The 17,684-nt window shown below is 69.9% G+C and carries 21 protein-coding genes; 7 read left to right on the plus strand and 14 right to left on the minus strand.

Annotated features, from left to right (window positions below; genetic code table 11):
* Genes rpsS through rpsJ form a run of 6 tightly spaced genes read right to left on the minus strand, consistent with a single transcriptional unit; the run spans position 1 to position 3,115 of the window.
* On the minus strand, positions 1-282 hold the full coding sequence (gene rpsS / locus OG842_RS16065) for a 30S ribosomal protein S19 (protein ID WP_093540761.1): 282 nt from the start codon (positions 280-282) through the stop codon (positions 1-3).
* Positions 283-294: 12 nt separating this feature from the next.
* Positions 295-1,131, minus strand: coding sequence for a 50S ribosomal protein L2 (gene rplB, locus OG842_RS16070; RefSeq protein ID WP_072485540.1), 837 nt, complete (start codon positions 1,129-1,131; stop codon positions 295-297).
* Between the two features lie 39 nt (positions 1,132-1,170).
* Positions 1,171-1,494 carry a 50S ribosomal protein L23 gene (gene rplW, locus OG842_RS16075; RefSeq protein ID WP_014154589.1) on the minus strand — a complete coding sequence of 108 codons (324 nt, stop codon included), beginning with the start codon at positions 1,492-1,494 and terminating at the stop codon, positions 1,171-1,173.
* Complete coding sequence (gene rplD, locus OG842_RS16080; protein WP_266730369.1) at positions 1,494-2,144, minus strand: 50S ribosomal protein L4; 651 nt, start codon at positions 2,142-2,144, stop codon at positions 1,494-1,496. The genes rplW and rplD overlap by 1 nt, the downstream gene beginning before the upstream one ends.
* Before the next feature lie 4 nt (positions 2,145-2,148).
* Positions 2,149-2,793, minus strand: coding sequence for a 50S ribosomal protein L3 (gene rplC, locus OG842_RS16085; protein ID WP_072485542.1), 645 nt, complete (start codon positions 2,791-2,793; stop codon positions 2,149-2,151).
* A 13-nt stretch (positions 2,794-2,806) separates the two neighbouring features.
* Positions 2,807-3,115 carry a 30S ribosomal protein S10 gene (rpsJ, locus tag OG842_RS16090; RefSeq protein ID WP_003948644.1) on the minus strand — a complete coding sequence of 103 codons (309 nt, stop codon included), beginning with the start codon at positions 3,113-3,115 and terminating at the stop codon, positions 2,807-2,809.
* Positions 3,116-3,621: 506 nt separating this feature from the next.
* On the opposite strand from rpsJ, the gene OG842_RS16095 reads away from it, so the two are divergent.
* Positions 3,622-5,292 (plus strand): RNA ligase family protein, encoded by a 1,671-nt coding sequence (locus tag OG842_RS16095; RefSeq protein ID WP_328512281.1) that lies wholly within the window; start codon positions 3,622-3,624, stop codon positions 5,290-5,292.
* 201 nt (positions 5,293-5,493) lie between these two features.
* Positions 5,494-7,776, plus strand: coding sequence for a poly(A) polymerase (locus tag OG842_RS16100; protein WP_328512282.1), 2,283 nt, complete (start codon positions 5,494-5,496; stop codon positions 7,774-7,776).
* A 396-nt stretch (positions 7,777-8,172) separates the two neighbouring features.
* On the opposite strand, the gene OG842_RS16105 is transcribed toward OG842_RS16100, so the two are convergent.
* A complete protein-coding gene (locus tag OG842_RS16105; protein WP_266733860.1) occupies positions 8,173-8,430 on the minus strand; it encodes a hypothetical protein in 258 nt (85 codons plus the stop codon).
* On the opposite strand from OG842_RS16105, the gene OG842_RS16110 reads away from it, so the two are divergent.
* Positions 8,338-8,844 (plus strand): SNF2-related protein, encoded by a 507-nt coding sequence (locus OG842_RS16110; RefSeq protein WP_266733619.1) that lies wholly within the window; start codon positions 8,338-8,340, stop codon positions 8,842-8,844. The genes OG842_RS16105 and OG842_RS16110 overlap by 93 nt on opposite strands.
* Positions 8,845-9,748: 904 nt before the next feature.
* Positions 9,749-11,194: a type IIL restriction-modification enzyme MmeI gene (locus OG842_RS16115; protein WP_328512283.1), complete on the plus strand. Its 1,446-nt coding sequence runs from the start codon at positions 9,749-9,751 to the stop codon at positions 11,192-11,194.
* Between the two features lie 60 nt (positions 11,195-11,254).
* Here OG842_RS16115 and OG842_RS16120 read toward each other — a convergent pair whose 3' ends face one another.
* Together OG842_RS16120 and OG842_RS16125 are read right to left on the minus strand one after the other, a co-directional pair.
* On the minus strand, positions 11,255-11,464 hold the full coding sequence (locus OG842_RS16120; protein ID WP_328512284.1) for a DUF397 domain-containing protein: 210 nt from the start codon (positions 11,462-11,464) through the stop codon (positions 11,255-11,257).
* Positions 11,461-12,339 carry a helix-turn-helix domain-containing protein gene (locus OG842_RS16125; protein ID WP_328512285.1) on the minus strand — a complete coding sequence of 293 codons (879 nt, stop codon included), beginning with the start codon at positions 12,337-12,339 and terminating at the stop codon, positions 11,461-11,463. The genes OG842_RS16120 and OG842_RS16125 overlap by 4 nt, the downstream gene beginning before the upstream one ends.
* A 165-nt stretch (positions 12,340-12,504) precedes the next feature.
* On the opposite strand from OG842_RS16125, the gene OG842_RS16130 reads away from it, so the two are divergent.
* The 3 genes from OG842_RS16130 (at position 12,505) to OG842_RS16140 (ending at position 15,043) form a co-directional block, all read left to right on the plus strand.
* A complete protein-coding gene (locus tag OG842_RS16130) occupies positions 12,505-12,996 on the plus strand; it encodes an ATP-binding protein (protein WP_328512286.1) in 492 nt (163 codons plus the stop codon).
* 217 nt (positions 12,997-13,213) lie between these two features.
* Positions 13,214-14,185 (plus strand): helix-turn-helix domain-containing protein, encoded by a 972-nt coding sequence (locus tag OG842_RS16135; RefSeq protein WP_328512287.1) that lies wholly within the window; start codon positions 13,214-13,216, stop codon positions 14,183-14,185.
* A 495-nt stretch (positions 14,186-14,680) separates the two neighbouring features.
* Positions 14,681-15,043 (plus strand): hypothetical protein, encoded by a 363-nt coding sequence (locus OG842_RS16140; protein ID WP_266730381.1) that lies wholly within the window; start codon positions 14,681-14,683, stop codon positions 15,041-15,043.
* 273 nt (positions 15,044-15,316) lie between these two features.
* Here OG842_RS16140 and OG842_RS16145 read toward each other — a convergent pair whose 3' ends face one another.
* The 5 genes from OG842_RS16145 to OG842_RS16165 form a co-directional block, all read right to left on the minus strand.
* Positions 15,317-15,646, minus strand: coding sequence for a hypothetical protein (locus OG842_RS16145; RefSeq protein WP_266730383.1), 330 nt, complete (start codon positions 15,644-15,646; stop codon positions 15,317-15,319).
* 101 nt (positions 15,647-15,747) lie between these two features.
* Complete coding sequence (locus tag OG842_RS16150) at positions 15,748-16,218, minus strand: hypothetical protein (protein ID WP_266730384.1); 471 nt, start codon at positions 16,216-16,218, stop codon at positions 15,748-15,750.
* The gene (locus OG842_RS16155; RefSeq protein WP_266730385.1) at positions 16,218-16,679 is read right to left on the minus strand and encodes a Panacea domain-containing protein; all 462 of its coding nucleotides are present in this window, start codon (positions 16,677-16,679) and stop codon (positions 16,218-16,220) included. Before OG842_RS16155 ends, OG842_RS16150 begins: the two co-directional genes overlap by 1 nt.
* Positions 16,680-16,829: 150 nt before the next feature.
* Positions 16,830-17,096 carry a hypothetical protein gene (locus tag OG842_RS16160; RefSeq protein WP_266730386.1) on the minus strand — a complete coding sequence of 89 codons (267 nt, stop codon included), beginning with the start codon at positions 17,094-17,096 and terminating at the stop codon, positions 16,830-16,832.
* Positions 17,093-17,563, minus strand: coding sequence for a hypothetical protein (locus tag OG842_RS16165; protein ID WP_266730388.1), 471 nt, complete (start codon positions 17,561-17,563; stop codon positions 17,093-17,095). Before OG842_RS16165 ends, OG842_RS16160 begins: the two co-directional genes overlap by 4 nt.
* Between the last annotated feature and the right edge of the window lie 121 nt (positions 17,564-17,684).

Here is a 17,684-nt window from a genome sequence, read left to right on the forward strand (position 1 = left end):
TTAGCGGCGCTTCGACTTCCGGTCGTCCTTGACGTGGCCGCGGAAGGTGCGAGTCGGCGAGAACTCGCCGAGCTTGTGGCCGACCATCGACTCGGTGACGAACACCGGGACGTGGATCTTGCCGTTGTGCACCGCGATGGTGTGACCCAGCATGGCCGGGACGATCATCGAGCGACGGGACCAGGTCTTGATGACGTTCTTGGTGCCTGCCTCGTTCTGAACTTCCACCTTCTTGATGAGGTGGCCGTCGACGAAGGGCCCCTTCTTGAGACTGCGCGGCATCTAAACCCGCTCCTAGCGCTTCTTGTTCGTCTTGCGGCGGCGGACGATGTACTTGTTCGATGCCTTCTTCGGCGAACGAGTACGACCCTCCTTCTGACCCCACGGCGAGACCGGGTGGCGACCACCGGAGGTCTTGCCTTCACCACCACCGTGCGGGTGGTCAACCGGGTTCATCGCGACACCGCGGACGGTCGGGCGAACGCCCTTCCAGCGCATGCGGCCGGCCTTGCCCCAGTTGATGTTCGACTGCTCGGCGTTGCCGACCTCGCCGATGGTGGCGCGGCAGCGGGCGTCGACCAGGCGGATCTCACCCGACGGCATACGAAGGTGGGCCATGGTGCCCTCCTTCGCCAGCAGCTGCACGGAGGCACCCGCGGAACGGGCGAACTTCGCGCCGCCGCCGGGCCGCAGCTCGATGGCGTGGATGGTCGTACCGACCGGGATGTTGCGCAGCGCCAGGTTGTTGCCGGGCTTGATGTCGGCGGCCGGGCCGTTCTCGACACGGTCGCCCTGCGACAGGCCACGCGGCGCGATGATGTAGCGCTTCTCGCCGTCCGCGTAGTGCAGGAGCGCGATGCGCGCGGTGCGGTTGGGGTCGTACTCGATGTGCGCGACCTTGGCCGGCACGCCGTCCTTGTCGTGACGACGGAAGTCGATCACTCGGTAGGCGCGCTTGTGGCCACCGCCCTGGTGGCGAACGGTCACACGACCGGCGTTGTTACGGCCGCCCTTGCTGTGCAGGGGGCGGACCAGCGACTTCTCCGGCGTGGACCGCGTGATCTCGACAAAGTCGGCGACGCTGGAGCCACGACGGCCCGGGGTCGTCGGCTTGTACTTGCGGATACCCATTTCTCAGTCCTCGTCCGATTCCGGACGACTCGACCTCCGTCAGGAGGTCGGGCCGCCGAAGATGTCGATACGGTCGCCCTCGGCGAGGGTCACGATGGCGCGCTTGGTGTCAGCGCGCTTGCCGAAACCGGTCTTGGTGCGCTTGCGCTTACCCTGCCGGTTGATCGTGTTGACCCCGGTGACCTTGACCGAGAAGACCGCTTCCACGGCCTGCTTGATCTGGGTCTTGTTGGAGCCGGGCGCGACGATGAACGTGTACTTGTTCTCGTCGAGCAGCGCGTAGCTCTTCTCGGAAACGACCGGCTTGACGAGAACGTCGCGCGGGTCCGAGTAGGTCTTGCTGGTAACGGTCGCCTCGCTCATCAGGCGTCGCTCCCTTCGGTCTCAGCGGTCTGGGGGCCAGACACGAAGGACTCGAGGGCGGCCTGGGTGAAGACCACGTCGTCAGAGACGATCACGTCGTACGTGTTCAGCTGGCCCGGCTCCAGGATGTGCACCTGGGGCAGGTTGCGGGCGGACAGCCACGCGGCCTCGTCGGCACGCTCGACGACCAGGAGCAGGTTCTTGCGCTCCGAGATCTTGCCGAACAGCGTCTTGGCGGCCTTCGTGGAGACTGCACCGTCGACCACGCCGGTGACGACGTGGATGCGGGAGTGACGGGCCCGGTCGGAGAGGGCACCACGCAGGGCGGCGGCCTTCATCTTCTTCGGGGTCCGCTGCGAGTAGTCACGCGGCTGCGGGCCGTGGACGACGCCACCGCCGGCGAACTGCGGCGCACGGGTCGAACCCTGGCGCGCGCGGCCGGTGCCCTTCTGGCGGTACGGCTTGCGGCCACCACCACGGACTTCGCCGCGGGTCTTGGTCTTGTGCGTGCCCTGACGGGCAGCTGCCAGCTGTGCGACGACGACCTGGTGGATCAGCGGAACGCTGGTCTTCGCGTCGAAGATCTCCGCGGGGAGCTCGACGGTACCGGCCTTGTCGCCTGCCGGCGAAAGGATGTCAATGGTGCTCATTACCTCAAGCCCCCTTGGCCGCGGTACGGACCAGGACGAGGCCGCCGTTCGGACCGGGGACTGCGCCCTTGATGAGGAGCAGACCCTTCTCCGCGTCAACCGCGTGGATGGTCAGGTTCTGGGTGGTGACACGCTCGTTGCCCATGCGACCCGCCATGCGCATGCCCTTGAAGACACGGCCGGGGGTGGCACAGCCACCGATGGAGCCGGGCATGCGGTGCACACGGTGGGCACCGTGGGACGCCTTGCCACCCTTGAAGTTGTGACGCTTCATCACACCGGCGAAGCCCTTGCCCTTGCTCTTGCCCGTGACGTCAACCTTGACGCCGGACTCGAACACCTCGGCAGTGACCTCCTGGCCCAGCGTGTACTCGCTGGCGTCAGGGGTGCGGAGCTCCACCAGGTGGCGGCGCGGGGTCACGTCGGCCTTGGCGAAGTGGCCCTTGAGGGGCTTGTTCACCTTGCGGGGGTCGATCTCGCCGAAGGCGATCTGGACTGCCTCGTAGCCGTCGTTGTCGTTGGTGCGGACCTGGGTGACGACGCAGGGCCCGGCCTTGACGACGGTCACCGGGACGACCCGGTTGTTCTCGTCCCAGACCTGGGTCATGCCGAGCTTCTCGCCCAGGACGCCCTTAATGTTCTTAGCCATCTCGCGCGTCACCTCAGAGCTTGATCTCGATGTCGACGCCCGCCGGCAGGTCGAGACGCATCAGCGAGTCAACCGTCTTCGGCGTGGGGTCGAGGATGTCGATGAGGCGCTTGTGCGTGCGCATCTCGAAGTGCTCGCGCGAGTCCTTGTACTTGTGCGGCGACTTGATGACGCAGTACACGTTCTTCTCAGTGGGCAGCGGCACCGGGCCCGCGACCGACGCACCAGTGCGGGTCACCGTCTCGACGATCTTCTTCGCCGAGGAGTCGATGACCTCGTGGTCGTAGGCCTTGAGCCGGATGCGGATCTTCTGTCCCGCCATGGCTACTAGTAGTCCTGTCTCTCATAACGCTCTGGAACCCGGGAGTTCTAACGACTCCACCTCCGACCCACGCGGTCGGGCGTGTCGCATCCCCTCTACGCAGATCTCCCGAAGGATTTCCCAACCAAGGGGGTGCGGGCCCGAGGACCGCAGGACCGGGGGCGAAACACCCACCGGGTGCCTGGCCGGTGCCCCACTGACGCTTCCCGGAAGATTCCCGTACGTCCGACCCGAGGGGTCGACGAGTACTGTGGGACTCGCTTCCGGTCCTCCCGGCGGGAGGCGCGCAGCATTGACACTCAACCGAGCAACCTGGTCAGTGTGCCATACGGGCCGTGAGCCTGGCCAATCGGGCCGAGGATCTTACCCCGCGTGGTCGCTCGGTCAAACGCGGGCGCGCAGCGGGGGCCGCGCCGGGCGCCCCCGGCGTAATTCGGTCGAGCGGTCCGCACCGCCGTGCCTACAGTGACCGGCCGGGCAAACCGTCGTCACCAGGGGCATCGATCATGCGTACGCACTATCCGCGCACGGCCCATCTGCCCTGGTCCCCCGGAGCCACCTCGGACGACGTGCGGATCGCCCATCTCGCCGCGCTGACCGGCCGCGAGGTCGTCGTCACCGAGAAGCTGGACGGCGAGAACACCACGCTCTACGCCGACGGGCTCCACGCCCGCTCCCTGGACTCCGCCCACCACCCCTCGCGGGGCTGGGTGAAGGCGCTCCAGGGCCGGGTCGGGGCGCGGATCCCCGAGGGGTGGCGGGTCTGCGGCGAGAACATGTTCGCGCGCCACTCGATCCCCTACGAGGAGCTGGAGAGCTTCTTCTACGGCTTCTCCGTCTGGGACGGGGAGCACTGCCTGGACTGGGACCGTACCGTGGCGTTCCTGCGGGACCTGGGGATACCGGTGCCGCCGGTGCTTTGGCGCGGAGTGTTCGACGCCCGCGCCGAGAAGACGCTGCGGGCGCTGAAGCTCGACACCGGCCGGCAGGAGGGTTACGTCGTGCGGCCCGCGGACGGTTTCGGCGCGGCGGACTTCCGGTGCCTGGTGGCCAAGTGGGTGCGGCCCGGACACGTACAGACCGATACGCACTGGATGCACGCCGCCGTCGTGGAGAACGGGCTCGGCCCGGCCGCCGCCCTGTGGGCCGTACGGTCCGGGGCCCCGGCCGACGCGGCGGCGCTGGCCGCCGCCACCGGCGCGGACGCGGGGGACGCCGGGGCCGCCGCCGCGATGGGCGACGCCCTGGACGCGGCGGGCCGGACGGGCGAGGACCGGCTGACCGGGGTGCTCGCCGCGCTGCTGCACCGCTCCCGCCGCGCCGCGCTCGCGCCCGCGCTGGCCCCCGCGCTCGGGATGCCGCTCGCCCGGCGCGTCGCGGACCTCGTCGGACTGCACCCCGGGCTGCACCGCCCTTACCCGGACGAGGAACGCCGCACCGGGCTGGTCCGGATGTCGTTCGCCGCCGATCTGCCGCTGCTGCACGCGTTGGCCGCCACGGTCGCGGACACGGCCGGGGCGCGCGAGCAGGTGGAGTGGTCGGCGCTGTACGCACAGGACGTGAGCGAACCGGCCGGGCTGCGGGAGGCGTTCGCGGACCTGGCACCGGACACCGCCGACCGCTGCCTTGCGCAGGCCCGTGAGGCGTACGCCCTGGGCCGGGTCACCACCGCCGAGGAGGCCGTCGCCGCGACCTGGCGCTGGCGGGCCGGGGACTTCCCGCGCCTGGTCCAGCTGGTCGGCCCGTCCGGCAGCGGCAAGAGCACCTTCGCCCGCGCCCTGCCCGGCACCGACACGTACCTCTCGCTCGACGACCTGCGCCAGGCCCGGGGCTCGCGCGCCGACCAGAAGGCCAACGGGGACGTGCTGCGCGAGGGGCTCGACCGGCTGGACGCAGCGCTCGCGGCCGGCACCACGGTCGTCTGGGACGCCACCTCGCTCAACGCCCACCAGCGCTCCCTGGTGCACGCGGTGGCCCGGCGCAGGGACGCGCTGCTCACCCATGCCGTGGCGCTGGTCGACGAGGCGGAGCTGATCCGCCGCAACGGGTGCCGCAGCCACCCCGTACCACCCGAGGTGCTGACCGCGCAGCTGCACAGATTCGTGCCCCCGTACCCCGGCCAGGCCCACCGCACCTGGTACATCGGCGCGAGCGGAACGGTGGAGGACAGGGCGTAGGGCCTTCCGTCTGGATCAGGCCGGATCAGGGAGCGGGGCCCGGTGCCGTGGATCGCAAGGCGGGGGAGGGAGTCGGTGGGGTCTCCCCTGCTCGAGCGCAGCGGAGAGCTTGGGGAAGCAGCCATGGCGAGTGACGACAATGCCGCGAGGCGCGGCACCGGGACACGCGAGCCCGGCCTGATCCGGACGGAAGGCCCCTGAATGCGTACCAGCGAGGAGATCTACCACCGGGTCCGCTGGGACTCCCGGTTCGACCCGGCGCGCTTCGTGATGGGCGTGGCGCAGCGCGGGACCGTGCCCAAGCGGGTGCCGCTGCCCCGCTTCACGCCCGGCGGGGACATCCCCTGGCACCGGGTGCTGTTCTTCGAGGCGGACGGCGAGGTGGTGTGGGACCGGTCCTCGGGCGTGGACCGGATCGACGCGACGGAGGCCGGGCGGGTGCGCGCCCCGCGCCGGCTGCCGTCCCCGTACTTCGTCTCCCGCACCCCGCACGCGTTCTCCGCGCCGGAGGCGGCCTGGACGCCCGTGCCCGAGGACGCTCCGGCGCCCGGGCCGGCCTCCGGTCCCCTGACGCTGCTGACCTGGAACACCCTCTGGGACCGCTACGACAGCGACCGCATCGACACCGCCCGGCGCCGGCCGCTCCTGCTCGACGCGCTGCGCGCCGCGGACGCCGATGTCATCGCCCTCCAGGAGGCCGAACCGGCCCTGCTCGCCATGCTGCTGGCGGCGCCCTGGGTCCGCGACGGCTACACGTTCTGGGCCGATCCGGCGGGCCGGGACGTCGCCGACTGCGGTCTGCTGCTGCTCAGCAGGGTGCCGGTGCGCGAGGCGGGCCTGCATGTACTCGGCCCGCACAAGGCGGTCGCGGCGGTCGTGGTGGACGGGTCGGACGGGCCGGTCACGGTCGCGGTGACCCATCTCAGCAGCGACCACTCGGCCGACGGTGCCGGCCGACGCGATGCCGAACTGGCCGATCTGGCAACGGGGTTGGCGGCGGTCGAGGGCGATGTGGCGCTGCTCGGCGACTTCAACGACGGCGGGGACACCCCGCAGGACCGCTTGGGGATGGCGGACGCCTGGAGCCGGGTGCACGGCGCGGACGACCGGACGCCCACCTTCGACCCGTCGGTCAACCCGCTGGCGGCGGTCTCCTCCCTGTCCGGGCGGGCGTCCCGGCTGGACAGGGTCCTGGTCCGCTCGGAGCGGCTGCGCCCCGCCTCTGCGGTGCTGCTGGGCGATGTCCCCGCACCGGACGGGCTGTACGTCTCGGACCACTTCGGGGTACGCGTGGAGCTGGCCGCCGGGGCGGCGGAAGAGGTCCGCGCGGACGCGGCGGAGGAGGCTTGGGAGGACGCTGCGGAGGAGGCCTGCGCGGCCGATGTCGTGCGCCGGGTGGCCGCCGCCCTGCCCGGAGGCGCTGTCCACCTGGCCGGCTCCCGGCGGATGGGCTGTGCGCTGCCCGGCGCGGACGTGGACCTGGTCGCGGCGCTGCCGGGCGCGGTGGATCTGCCGGGGGTACGGGAGCGGCTGACCGTTGCCCTGCCGGACGCCGTCGGCCTGCGCGAGGTGACCGGCGCCCGCGTACCGGGTCTGCGCTTCGCCCTCGGCGGCCTGAACGTGGACATGGTGACCGTGGCGACGGGGGCGCTCGACCCGGCCGAGGCGGTGGCCGGGCGCGCCGGGCTGGGCGAGGCGGCGGCCACGGCGCTCAGCGCGGTGAGCGACGCGGACGCGGTGCTCGCGGCGGCGGACCCGCACCGGGCGGCGTTCGTGGGCCTCGCCCGCGAGGTGAAGGCCTGGGCGCGGGCGCGCGGCCTGGACTCCGCACCGTGCGGCGGGCTGCCGGGCCTCGCCTGGTCGGTGCTCGCGGCCCGTACCGCCCACGAGTCGGGCGACCTGCCTCCGCTCCCCCTGCTCAGGCACTTCTTCGCGTCCTGGGCCACCTGGGACTGGGAGCGCCCGGTCGGCCCCGCCACGGCCCCCGACACCGGTGGGCTTCCCGTCACCGTGCTGACCCCGACCGCCCCCGTCCGCTCCTGCACCGCACAGGTCTCCCCGGCCGGCCGCGACCTCCTCACCGAGGAACTCTTCCGCGCCTGGGAGATCCTGGAGTCCGCCGACGACACCGGCCCCGTACCGCACGCCCTGCTCCGCACCCCGCCGCCGCTGCACACGCAGCACACTGCCTGGGCTCTCGCCTCCGTACGGCCCGGGCCCGACGAGGGGCGGCTGCGCGGCCGTCTCCTCTCCCTGGCCGCCGCCCTCGCCGGGGCGGGTGCCCCGGACTCCCGCATCTGGCCGCGCCCTCTCACCGCCGACGGCCTGGTGGGATACGCGATCGGCCTGGGCGCCACACCGCCCGACGGGCACCGGCTGGCGGAGATCAGGACGGAGATTCTGCGCGGCATCCCGGACGCCTCTCTGACCCGGGTGGAGATTTCCGGTCTCCGGTCGGCAGGAGACCCGGCGTTCGCCCTCTGACGGACTGGACGGCGCCCTTCCCGCCACCAATCCCTCCGACCCCGCTGTGCGCCGCTTTTCCCCCTTTGAGCTTCTCGCAGGGTTAAGGGGACGAGAGCGGGAGTGCGATCGATGACGGACGTGGCCGTGGGAACAGACCGGACCGGAATCGATACGGACGAGAACGGTGCCGCCCCGGCTCACGGCCAGCTCGTCACCGTACGAAATCGTCCCTGGGTGGTCACCGAGGTCACCCGCTCCGCGGTTTCGTCCGAGAATCCCGCCCGTACTGCGGCGGCGTCGGCGCCGCACCTGGTGTCTCTGGTCTCCGTCGAGGACGACGCGCGCGACGAAGAGCTCCGGGTGGTCTGGGAGCTGGAACAGGGCGCGGTCGTCCATCAGCAGTACGAGCTCCCCTCACCCACCGCCGGTATCGACGCCCCGGCACGCCTGGACGCCTTCCTTGACGCGGTCCGCTGGGGTGCGATCGCCTCCGCCGACAAGACCGCCCTCCAGGCCCCTTTCCGGTCCGGGGCCGAGATCCAGGACTACCAGCTCGCCCCCGTCGTGCGGGCCCTGTCCATGCCGCGGACGAATCTGCTGATCGCCGACGACGTCGGCCTCGGCAAGACCATCGAGGCCGGTCTGGTCATGCAGGAGCTCATGCTCCGCCACCGGGCCCGCACCATGCTGATCGTCTGTCCTTCCGGCCTGACCCTTCAGTGGCAGGACGAGATGCGGGACAAGTTCGGCCTGGACTTCCGCATCGTGAACAGCGCCCTGAGGCGGGCGTGGTCACCGCCGAACTGCACGCCTCGGCCGGCAACGACGACGAGCTCGCCGCCCGTGTCGCACCCTTCGCGGGTCTGGTCGACGACGATCTGCGCGGCGAACCGATGGTGTTCCCGGCCGGTTCCATGGTCATGGTGCGCTCCGGCAACCGCCGCAACACGGGCACGCACTACACCCCGAAGAAGCTGGCGGAGGAGGTCGTCGAGCACACCCTCGCTCCCCTGTGCTTCTCCCCCGGCCCGGCGGAGGGCGCGGCCTCTGGGGTCTGGAAGGCAAAGCCCGCCGCAGAGCTGCTGAAGCTGCGGATGCTGGACCCGGCGATGGGCTCCGGCGCCTTCCTCGTCTCCGCCTGCCGTTACCTCTCGGACCGGGTGGTGGACGCCTGGTTGCGGGACGGGCTGCCGGACGAGGTCCGCCGCGATGTGGGCGCGGACGACCGGGACGAGCTGCTGCGCGTGGCGCGGCGTCTGGTCGCCGACCGCTGCCTGTACGGGGTGGACCGGGACCCGATGGCGGTGGAGCTGGCCAAGCTGTCGCTGTGGCTGGTCACGCTGGCGAAGGGCCGGCCGTTCTCGTTCCTGGACCACGCGCTGCGGTGCGGGGACTCGCTGGTCGGCGTCATCGACGTGGAGCAGATCAAGGCGTTCCATCTGGAGTCGGGTGCAAGGCAGTTGAGCCAGGAGGTGTCGCGTGCCCTGGTTGTGACGGAGTCCCTGCTCTCGAAGGCCGCGGGTCTGCGCCGCGAGATCGAGGCGACCCCGGTCCACGACATCCGAAGCGTCCACGCCAAGACCGAGAAGCTGCGCGAGGCGGAGGCCCTGTCGGAGCGGTTGCGCCTGGCGGCGGACGCGGTGGTGGGTGCGGCGCTGGCGGCGGAGGGCATCTCCGACGAGGAGGCGTCCGACCTGACGGGCGAGGAGAAGGTGGGCGGCAAGCGGGGCGCCGCGCAGTTCCGGGACGCGAAGGAGAGCGCGAAGGAACGGGCGTACCGGAACCGGCTGGAGTCGGTGGCGGGGCTGGTGGCTACGGCGCTGGAGGAGGACGCGGAGGTCCCCGGGTCGTCGTACGCGGGTGAGCAGGCGCGGGGCGTGGTGGACCGGTGGCTGACGGGTGAACGGGCGGCTGCGGTACGGCCGTTGCACTGGCCGCTGGAGTTCCCGGAGATCATGGGGGTGGGGGCGCGTCGGGGTTCGACGCGATCGTGGGGAACCCGCCGTTCATCGGCGGCCAGAAGCTGACCGGTGCGCTGGGCACGGACTACCGCGAATACTTGGTCAACCGACTGGGCGGAGGGCAGCGGGGCAGCGCGGACCTGTGCGCGTACTTCCTGCTGCGGAACCTGGCGCTGGCGCCGGGGCGGCGTACGGGGATCATCGCGACGAACACGATCGCGCAGGGCGATACCCGGGAGGTCGGGCTGGACCAGGCGACGGCTGCCGGGTGGACGGTGTACCGGGCGATCAAGTCGCAGCCCTGGCCGGGGACGGCGGCGCTGGAAGTCTCGCTGCTGTGGCTGGGCGGAAGCGCGGGCAAGGACGAGCAGCCGGTGCTGGACGGGGACGAGGTGCGGGGGATCACGCCGGGGCTCGACCCTCGGTCGCGGGTGAGCGGGAAGCCGTATCGGCTGGCGGCGAACGCGGGGCAGTCGTTCCAGGGGTCGAACGTCCTGGGAAAGGGGTTCGTACTCCAGCCGGAGGTGGCCCAGGCGCTGATCGAGAAGGACCCGCGCAACAAGGACGTGCTGTTCCCGTACCTCAACGGGGAGGACCTGAACTCACGGCCGGACTGCTCGGCCAGCCGGTGGGTGATCAACTTCCACGGGTGGTCGGAGGAGAAGGCGGCAACATACGAGGACGTGTTCGCGATCGTGGAGCGGGACGTCAAGCCGGTGCGTCTTGCGAACAACCGCAAGGTGTACCGGGACTTCTGGTGGCAATACGGCGAGAAGCGCCCCGCCATGGTGAGGACGATCTCCGACCTGGATCGAGTCATCGTGATCGCCTTGGTGAGCAAGACGGCAGTACCCGTGCGCCAAGCCACCACCCAGGTCTTCTCGCACATGCTCGGCGTGTTTGCCACCGACTCGGCTGCCCAGCTAGCCCTACTCTCGGGCTCGCTGCACTATTGGTGGGCGGTGCAACACGGCTCCAGCCTGAAAGGCGACCTCCGCTACACGCCTTCAGACGTTTACGACACCTTCCCCAAGCCGCGCGAGACCAATCGCTTGGCCACAGCCGGTGACACTCTCGAGAAGATCCAGCGCGACGCCATGGCCAGCCAGGCCATTGGCTTGACGAAGCTCTACAACGCCATCCACGCCGGGGCTGCGCACTCCGCCTCCGCCGAAGCTGTGCGCCAGGCCCACGTAGAAGTGGACGAAGCTGTCGCCGAAGCGTGCGGCTGGACCGACCTTAACTTGCGCCATGGGATACACGAGACGCGCCAGGGCACCCGATTCACCATCTCGCCCGATGCCCAGGTTGAAGTCTTGGACCGCCTCCTAGAGCTGAACCACGCTCGCTACAAGGAAGAACAGGAAGCCGGGCTTCACGTGCCGGGCGCGAAGAAGAAGGCCGCCCCCAAGCGGGCGCCGAAGCCGAAGGCAGAGCCCAAGCCGGAGGACGGCATCCAGGACGGGTTCTTCTGACAGCAGCGCGCCCCCGCCCAGGCATCAGCCCAGGGCGGGGGCGAGGGTGCGGGTGCGGGTTCAGCGCCCGGCGGCGTACGAGACGAAGCCCGCCCAAGCGCCTGATGCGAAAGCGAGCCGGGCCCCCTGCGCGTTCTTGGAATCGCGCACGAGCACTACGTCTGGGGTGGTCGCGACCTCAACGCATTCATTGCTGTTGCTGCTGTCGCTGTAGCTGCTCTTGAACCACTCCAGCCGGGGAGCGCCTCCGGCAGAGGTCTCGCTGATCATGTCTCTCCCAGCACTTGCTCGATGAAGGCCAGCGACTCCCGGGGGGTGAGAGCCTGAGCCCGGATGATGCCACACCGCAACTCAACGATCCGGAGATGCTTCGGGTCAGAGACCGGGCGACTGCCGAAGTCGCCTTCGGAGCGCCCCACCGCCGAGCCGTCCTTGAACTTCAACACCTGCATCTCCCCGCCCATTCCGGCGTGATCATCGCGGCCGGTCGGCATCACCTGGATCTCGACATTACGCAACTGCCCTACCTCCAAGAGGCGTTCGAGCTGTCGGCGCAACACCATTCTGCCCCCAAGGTGGCGTCTCAGCGTCACCTCTTCCTGGACAAAGCTGAGCTCCGGGCCGGGAGAGCGGTCGAAGATGGACTGCCGAGCCACACGAGCAGCCACTAGCCTCTCCACTTCGTCCTGCGAGAAGGCGGGCCGCCTCATCCCGAACAACGCCCGGGCGTACTCCTCCGTCTGCAACAGACCGTGGAGATTGTGGCTCCCGTACGCCGAGAGCTCGACCGCCCGCTCCTCCATCTTCGCCAGCTCCCGAATCTTCCTCGGGTACCGGACCTCGGCCACGTCCTGCTTCATCGCGGCGATCTTCCCGCCCGCCCCCAGCACCTCGTCCGCCTTGTCCAGGAACTCCGGGCGAGGGATGCGGCGGCCGCCCTCCACCTTGTAGACCTGGTCCTCCCCGTACCCGATCGCGGTCCCGAACTCGCCGGCCCGCAGCCCCGCCGCCTCCCGCCACGCCTTGATCTGGCGCCCCACCGCCGCGACCACGGCCGCCCCCGACTCGTCATCGGGATCGACGTCCCAACCCGGCTCGTCCGCCCCGGCGTCACCGGGCTCCGTACCGGTCTCATCCACGCTCATCCGTGCCCCACTTCCGGTGTGCATGCCGTTCTTGACCCAACCCCTGGTCTCTCCGACACGTCACCCCGGACAGCCGGGACAGCACTGGACAAGCACGGGACAATCACCGTACGCAAGGGGCTCGTTGCTGTTCACGGTACGCACGCCCCGGCCACGCTGAGCGGCGTGAACCAACACATCACCCGAACCGAACATTCCGCTCCCGTCCGGCAGTTCACCGTCTCGCTCTCCCCCACCCGGCGGGGCGCCAGGCTCGCCCGGCTCCTGGCCACGGCGCATCTGGGCGATTGGGGGATCGTCTGCGAACCGGCCGCGCACATCGTCGCCGAGCTGGCCGCCAACGCCGCCGTCCACGGCCGCGTACCCGGCCGGGACTTCCGACTCGGCCTCACTGCCCACCGCGACGAGCTCCTGCGGATCGAGGTGACCGACACCCGGGGCGAGCAACTGCCCGTCGTGTCCACCCCCGACCAGTACGCGGAGAGCGGGCGCGGCCTGCTGATCGTCGAGGCGCTAGCCGACCGGTGGGGCATCGATGTAGGGCCCGTCCCGCGCAAGACGATCTGGGCCGAACTCGACCTCGTACCGCGACCGCTCCACCGGGTCGCGGAAACCCGCGACCCGGTGAGCCACGTCCCCGCGTTCCACGACGCATAAAGCTTTAAAGAACCTGGGGAAATTACCCTCCCCACCCAAACCCGCCCCCCTCCCGCTCCCGTCACTCACGCGGGTGACATGGGGCAACTGGGCTGGATTTCATGTGGGTTGGCTGGCATATGCTCGCCGCGACAACTCCAGAACATGCGACGGCCCCCGACCGAGATTCGTAGTCTCAACCGGGGGCCTGACCACCGAGGAAGTAAGAGGCTTCCCGATGGATACCCCGCAGATTACCGCGCCCTCGCGCGCCCCGTCCCCCGTACCCGGAGACACCACACCGTCACCCGGTGTCATCCACATCAGCTTCCGGCACGCCGCAGGCTTCACCGTCATCGGCAACCACCTCGCCCAGCACCGCGGACTCTCCCTCGCCGCGATCGGGCTCGCCGCCCACATCCAGTCGCTGCCCGCCGGAGCCAGGATCGGCATCAAGCGCCTCGCCGAACGCTTCCCCGAGAGCGAGACCCGCGTCGCCGCCGCCCTGCGCGAGCTCGAAGCCCACGGCTACCTCCACCGCAGCCGCGTACGCCTCGCCGACGGCCGCATCATCACCCGCACCGTCTCGTACAACCAGCCGAGCGCCGACGCGTCCACCGTCGCAGCGCCGCAGCCGCGGACCAGGCGCAGCACACCGGCAGCCCCGCTGCCCACCCCACAGCCACCACGCGAGGCCGCCCCCGAACCACGCCCCGCACCACCCCCGGCACCCGCGCCGCAGCCTCAACCCACCCCCGTCCTCGTCCCGGCCCCCACCGCGCGCACGACGCCGCCTCCGCCGCTCCCCCGGCCGCGGGAGCTCACGCCGGAACTCCAGCGCGTGGCCACCGCCCTCCTCGCCGACCTGCGCCGCCACGCACCTCAACTCGTCCTCTCCGAGAACGACATCCACACCCTCACCCCCGGCGTCGCCACCTGGCTCGAACGCGACGCCCACCCCGACACCATCAGCCGCACCCTCACCACCGACCTCCCGAGCCCTCTGAAACGCCCGGCCAAACTCCTGCGCCACCGCATCACGGCACTCCTGCCACCACCGCTGCCGGGAGCCCAGGACGCCGTCGCACTCGCACGCCCCGGCGTCATCGTCATTCCGCTCCAGAACTGCGACCACTGCGACCGCGCCTTCCGCTCCCGCCACCCCGGCCACTGCCGCGACTGCCGGACGGACCTCCACACAGCCGCCTGACAACCACCAGCCGCTCCACCCGCAACTTCCGGACCCGCCCGCGAGAACATCGCCGCAGCCATCGCCAAACGCACCGCACAGGGCCTCGACAACCGTCCAGCCACACAACGGCGGAAAAGCCTGGTGGTCGTCTCCCAGATCCCTCAAGGAATAAGCCATTCCGTGATCACAACCAGACGATGAACAGCCACCACAGGCACTGCCTCTCGGGCGACAGGTACGAAGGAAGCTGACCAGTCACGTCCGGATCAGGGGGACTTCTGTGCGAACCGCCTACAAGAGATGGATAGTCGTCGCAATCACCATCGCGGCTGCGAGTGAACATTAGGAACAGCCCCGCCCTCACCCCAGGACAGCTCTCAGAAGACCCAGCTGTCCACGAGTGAGGTCGACGAGCTGTCGCAGCTTGCAGGGGAATATCTGCAGACGCGCGCAGGCATGGTCACCACCACTCCTCCCCGGGCAAGGATCTCGAACATCTCAGCCACCCCGGCCATGGCGAATCGCACCTCGGATGAATTCGCCCAGCTCGCAGCAAAGGGCAAGAGGTACGAGCAGGTGGACGGCGGCTACACAAAGGCCGTCGTGGACGTCACCGTCACGGACTCGTCGCTGGCGGGAACCACCGCCACCATCCAACTCACCGAAGACACCCGGCTCTACATGCCGTTCACAGCCGCAGAAGTCGCCGAAGGGGCGCCCGAGTACGAAGAGTTCTCCCTTCCGCACACGGTGACGTTCACCCGATCCGCCGACGGTACGTGGCTCCTCGCCTCGGACAGGGTGGTCGAGGACTCTCGATCACGGAGATTCAAATTGACCTCGACATGGGGCCGGATGCCGGATCGGCAAAGCTGACAGCGAAGGAGAAATCCGGCAAGACAACACAGGACTCCTTCAGCGTGGTGAGGGTGGACGGCACGTGGCACCTGACCATCTTCACTGACAGGCCGGATCCGTCCGGCAAGGCGACATCGTCAACGGAGTAGCTGCACCCGATGTGCCGGAATCACCTCCCAGGGAGCCCCGCCCTGGGAGGTGCGGCATGGCAGCCCCGCGCAGCGCGGCCTGACGATCGCCGGCCGCTCCGCCCTCAACGACAAACGCTGACGCCGCGCCACGGTACCGCTCTCAGCCGAGCGGCCGGCCCTGCGCGTCCAGGATCGATCGCCACCGCTCTCGTACCGGCTCGGCCCACGCGGCCTCCGTGCCGAGCGCGTAGGCGATGAGGCCGTCGACGTGGTGCACCAGGCCCGCGAGGGATGCGAAGTCACGGTGCTGCTGGTGGGCGCGGAGCCCGAACTTCTCGATGCCGTACAGGTGGCCCAGGACCCGGGACTTGAAGTCGGGAGCAAGGCGCGGGGCGTCACCGTCGACCAGAAGCCCGAGCACTGACCGGCGGGCGCCCGGTGGCACGATCCGGGTCTTGCGGGCGTTGACGGTGAATCGGTACGCCTGCACGGCGTGGCTGAGCTCCCTGAGCGCGGAGACGGCCGACGACCGGGAGAAGCCTCGGTCTGACTTCGGGCTCGAACATCTGCGGCTTCTCTCGGACGGAGCAGTCAGGTGTGCTTGAGCTTCGACGGATACACCTCGTGGAGGGGATCCCACCACAGCACGTGGAAGATGTTGCCGGTCAGGAATCCGTACAACCGCTGGGTGCCGGTGAACCGCAGACGCTGGATCTTCAACGCGTCATCGAAGCCGATGGCGGTCAGCCGCACCACAGCCTCCTTGCACAGGCCGCCGGGCAGGTCGTACTCCTTGAAGAAGTCACCAGTCCTGCGTAACTCATCGAGAGTCATCGTCTCGCAGTCCCGGAGCTTGGTCAGCACCTCACACAACGTGGCCGAATCCATCTGGTCGAACCCCCAGGGACCGCCGTGGTCGACATGTGTGAACCGCCAGCACACCCGGTCGTCCGAAGTGGCCGCGCCCGACAGAAGTAACCGGACGCCACCGATCCGCTTCTCTCGCACCTCCCCGCTGGGCGGGAGCGCCAACTTCTTCTTGGCCCGTCCCCCCTTGGGCATCAGCCGTTGTGCTCCTCGTGCTCGGCCAGCGCGCCGAAGAAGTCGGCGATGTCCTCATCGAGCAACGGCTCGTTGCTCCGCACCAGATCCGGCGCCTGGGCCCGGCCGCGGGCTTCGACCCACGGGCCGGTCCGATGGGTCATCTCGGAGAGCTCATGTGCGGAGTACACGCGCATGTTCTCCAGCACGATGTCGACCGATTCCCGCTCCTGGTCGTCCATCTCCGCCGGGTCACCCTCGATGTCCCCGCGCTTCAGCTCGAAGCGGCCACGGTGCTTGCTGTACAGCTCCGGCGCGACAGGCCCGTTGGCCCACGCCTCGAAACGCTCGGCAAACAGCGGGCGGTCCTCCCAGGCCAGGTGATAGCCGTAGGAGAAATAGCAGAGCTTCTGCAGCTTCATGGCCGACATCGGTGCGGCCTTCACCAGGATGTACGCGGCTACGTCGTGCACGGTTGCCATGGTCGGTCCCCTCTGGTCCTCGCCGCCACCCTAGAGCCGCACGCCCCCATCGACATCCTCTGAGCTCCCGGGCGGGGAGGATCCTCCCCTGTCGGTCCAGCGTACGGGCGAGGTCGGACAACGAGAACGGAACGAGCCGCGCCGGCTGTCTCATTCGGATACATGTCGCACCGTGAACGAAACTATGTTCTCCATCCCCGCGACCCCGCTCTGGGCCGTGACGTCACCCCGCACTATGACCTCGTCGCCCCGGCGGTGGGCCTCGGCCGCCTTGCCGTAGTCGCGCTCGTCCAGGGACATCCTGACCCTGCGCGCCCTGCGGCCGTCCCGGTCGTCGAAGTACCCGGCGATGGTGACCGCGCCCGGCCCGTAGGGAAGCTCACGGTGCAGGCGGACCACCGACCCCAGCAATGTCATGTCCGTGTGCCCCAGCCGGGCCCACAGGTCCTTGGCCCCGGCGTCCAGGGCCGCGAGCTGGGGGAGGTGAGCCGGATGCGCTCGGTTGCCTGCTCCACCGGCAGATCCGCCGACCAGGTGAAGTCGACTGAGAACCCCGGCCCTTCGTCACCGCCGATCTTGACCAGGGCCTCGCAGAGATTCGCCGACAGGCCGCCGGGGGTGAACCGTGAGAAATCGGCCAGCTCGTCGCGCTGAAGGGTGAGATCCGCTGCTTCCCTGGCGCAGATCAGCGCCGCGTACAGACCCCGGGTAACCCTCCTCGCGAACGGCTCCGCGCGGGAGCCGTGGTCGAAGAGGAACGCCTGAGCGGGGGCCTCGGGCAGCGGGGTGTGCACGGCGACGACATAGCTGCCCACCCGGGTCTGGTCCAGCCGCACCGAGGCGACATGGTCCTTGACCAGCTGCGGCTTGTTGGCAGGCTGCACCGGCTGGGCTCCGGCGCCGCCACCGCGGCCGCGGCCGATGTCATCAGATCCCTCAGGCCGGCCAGGGCGGGGACCAGCTCCACCAACGGAGCGGTTCCGGACGGTCCCGGCGGGGTGAGCC

This window comes from Streptomyces sp. NBC_00376 (genome assembly GCF_036077095.1).
Lineage (GTDB): Bacteria > Actinomycetota > Actinomycetes > Streptomycetales > Streptomycetaceae > Streptomyces.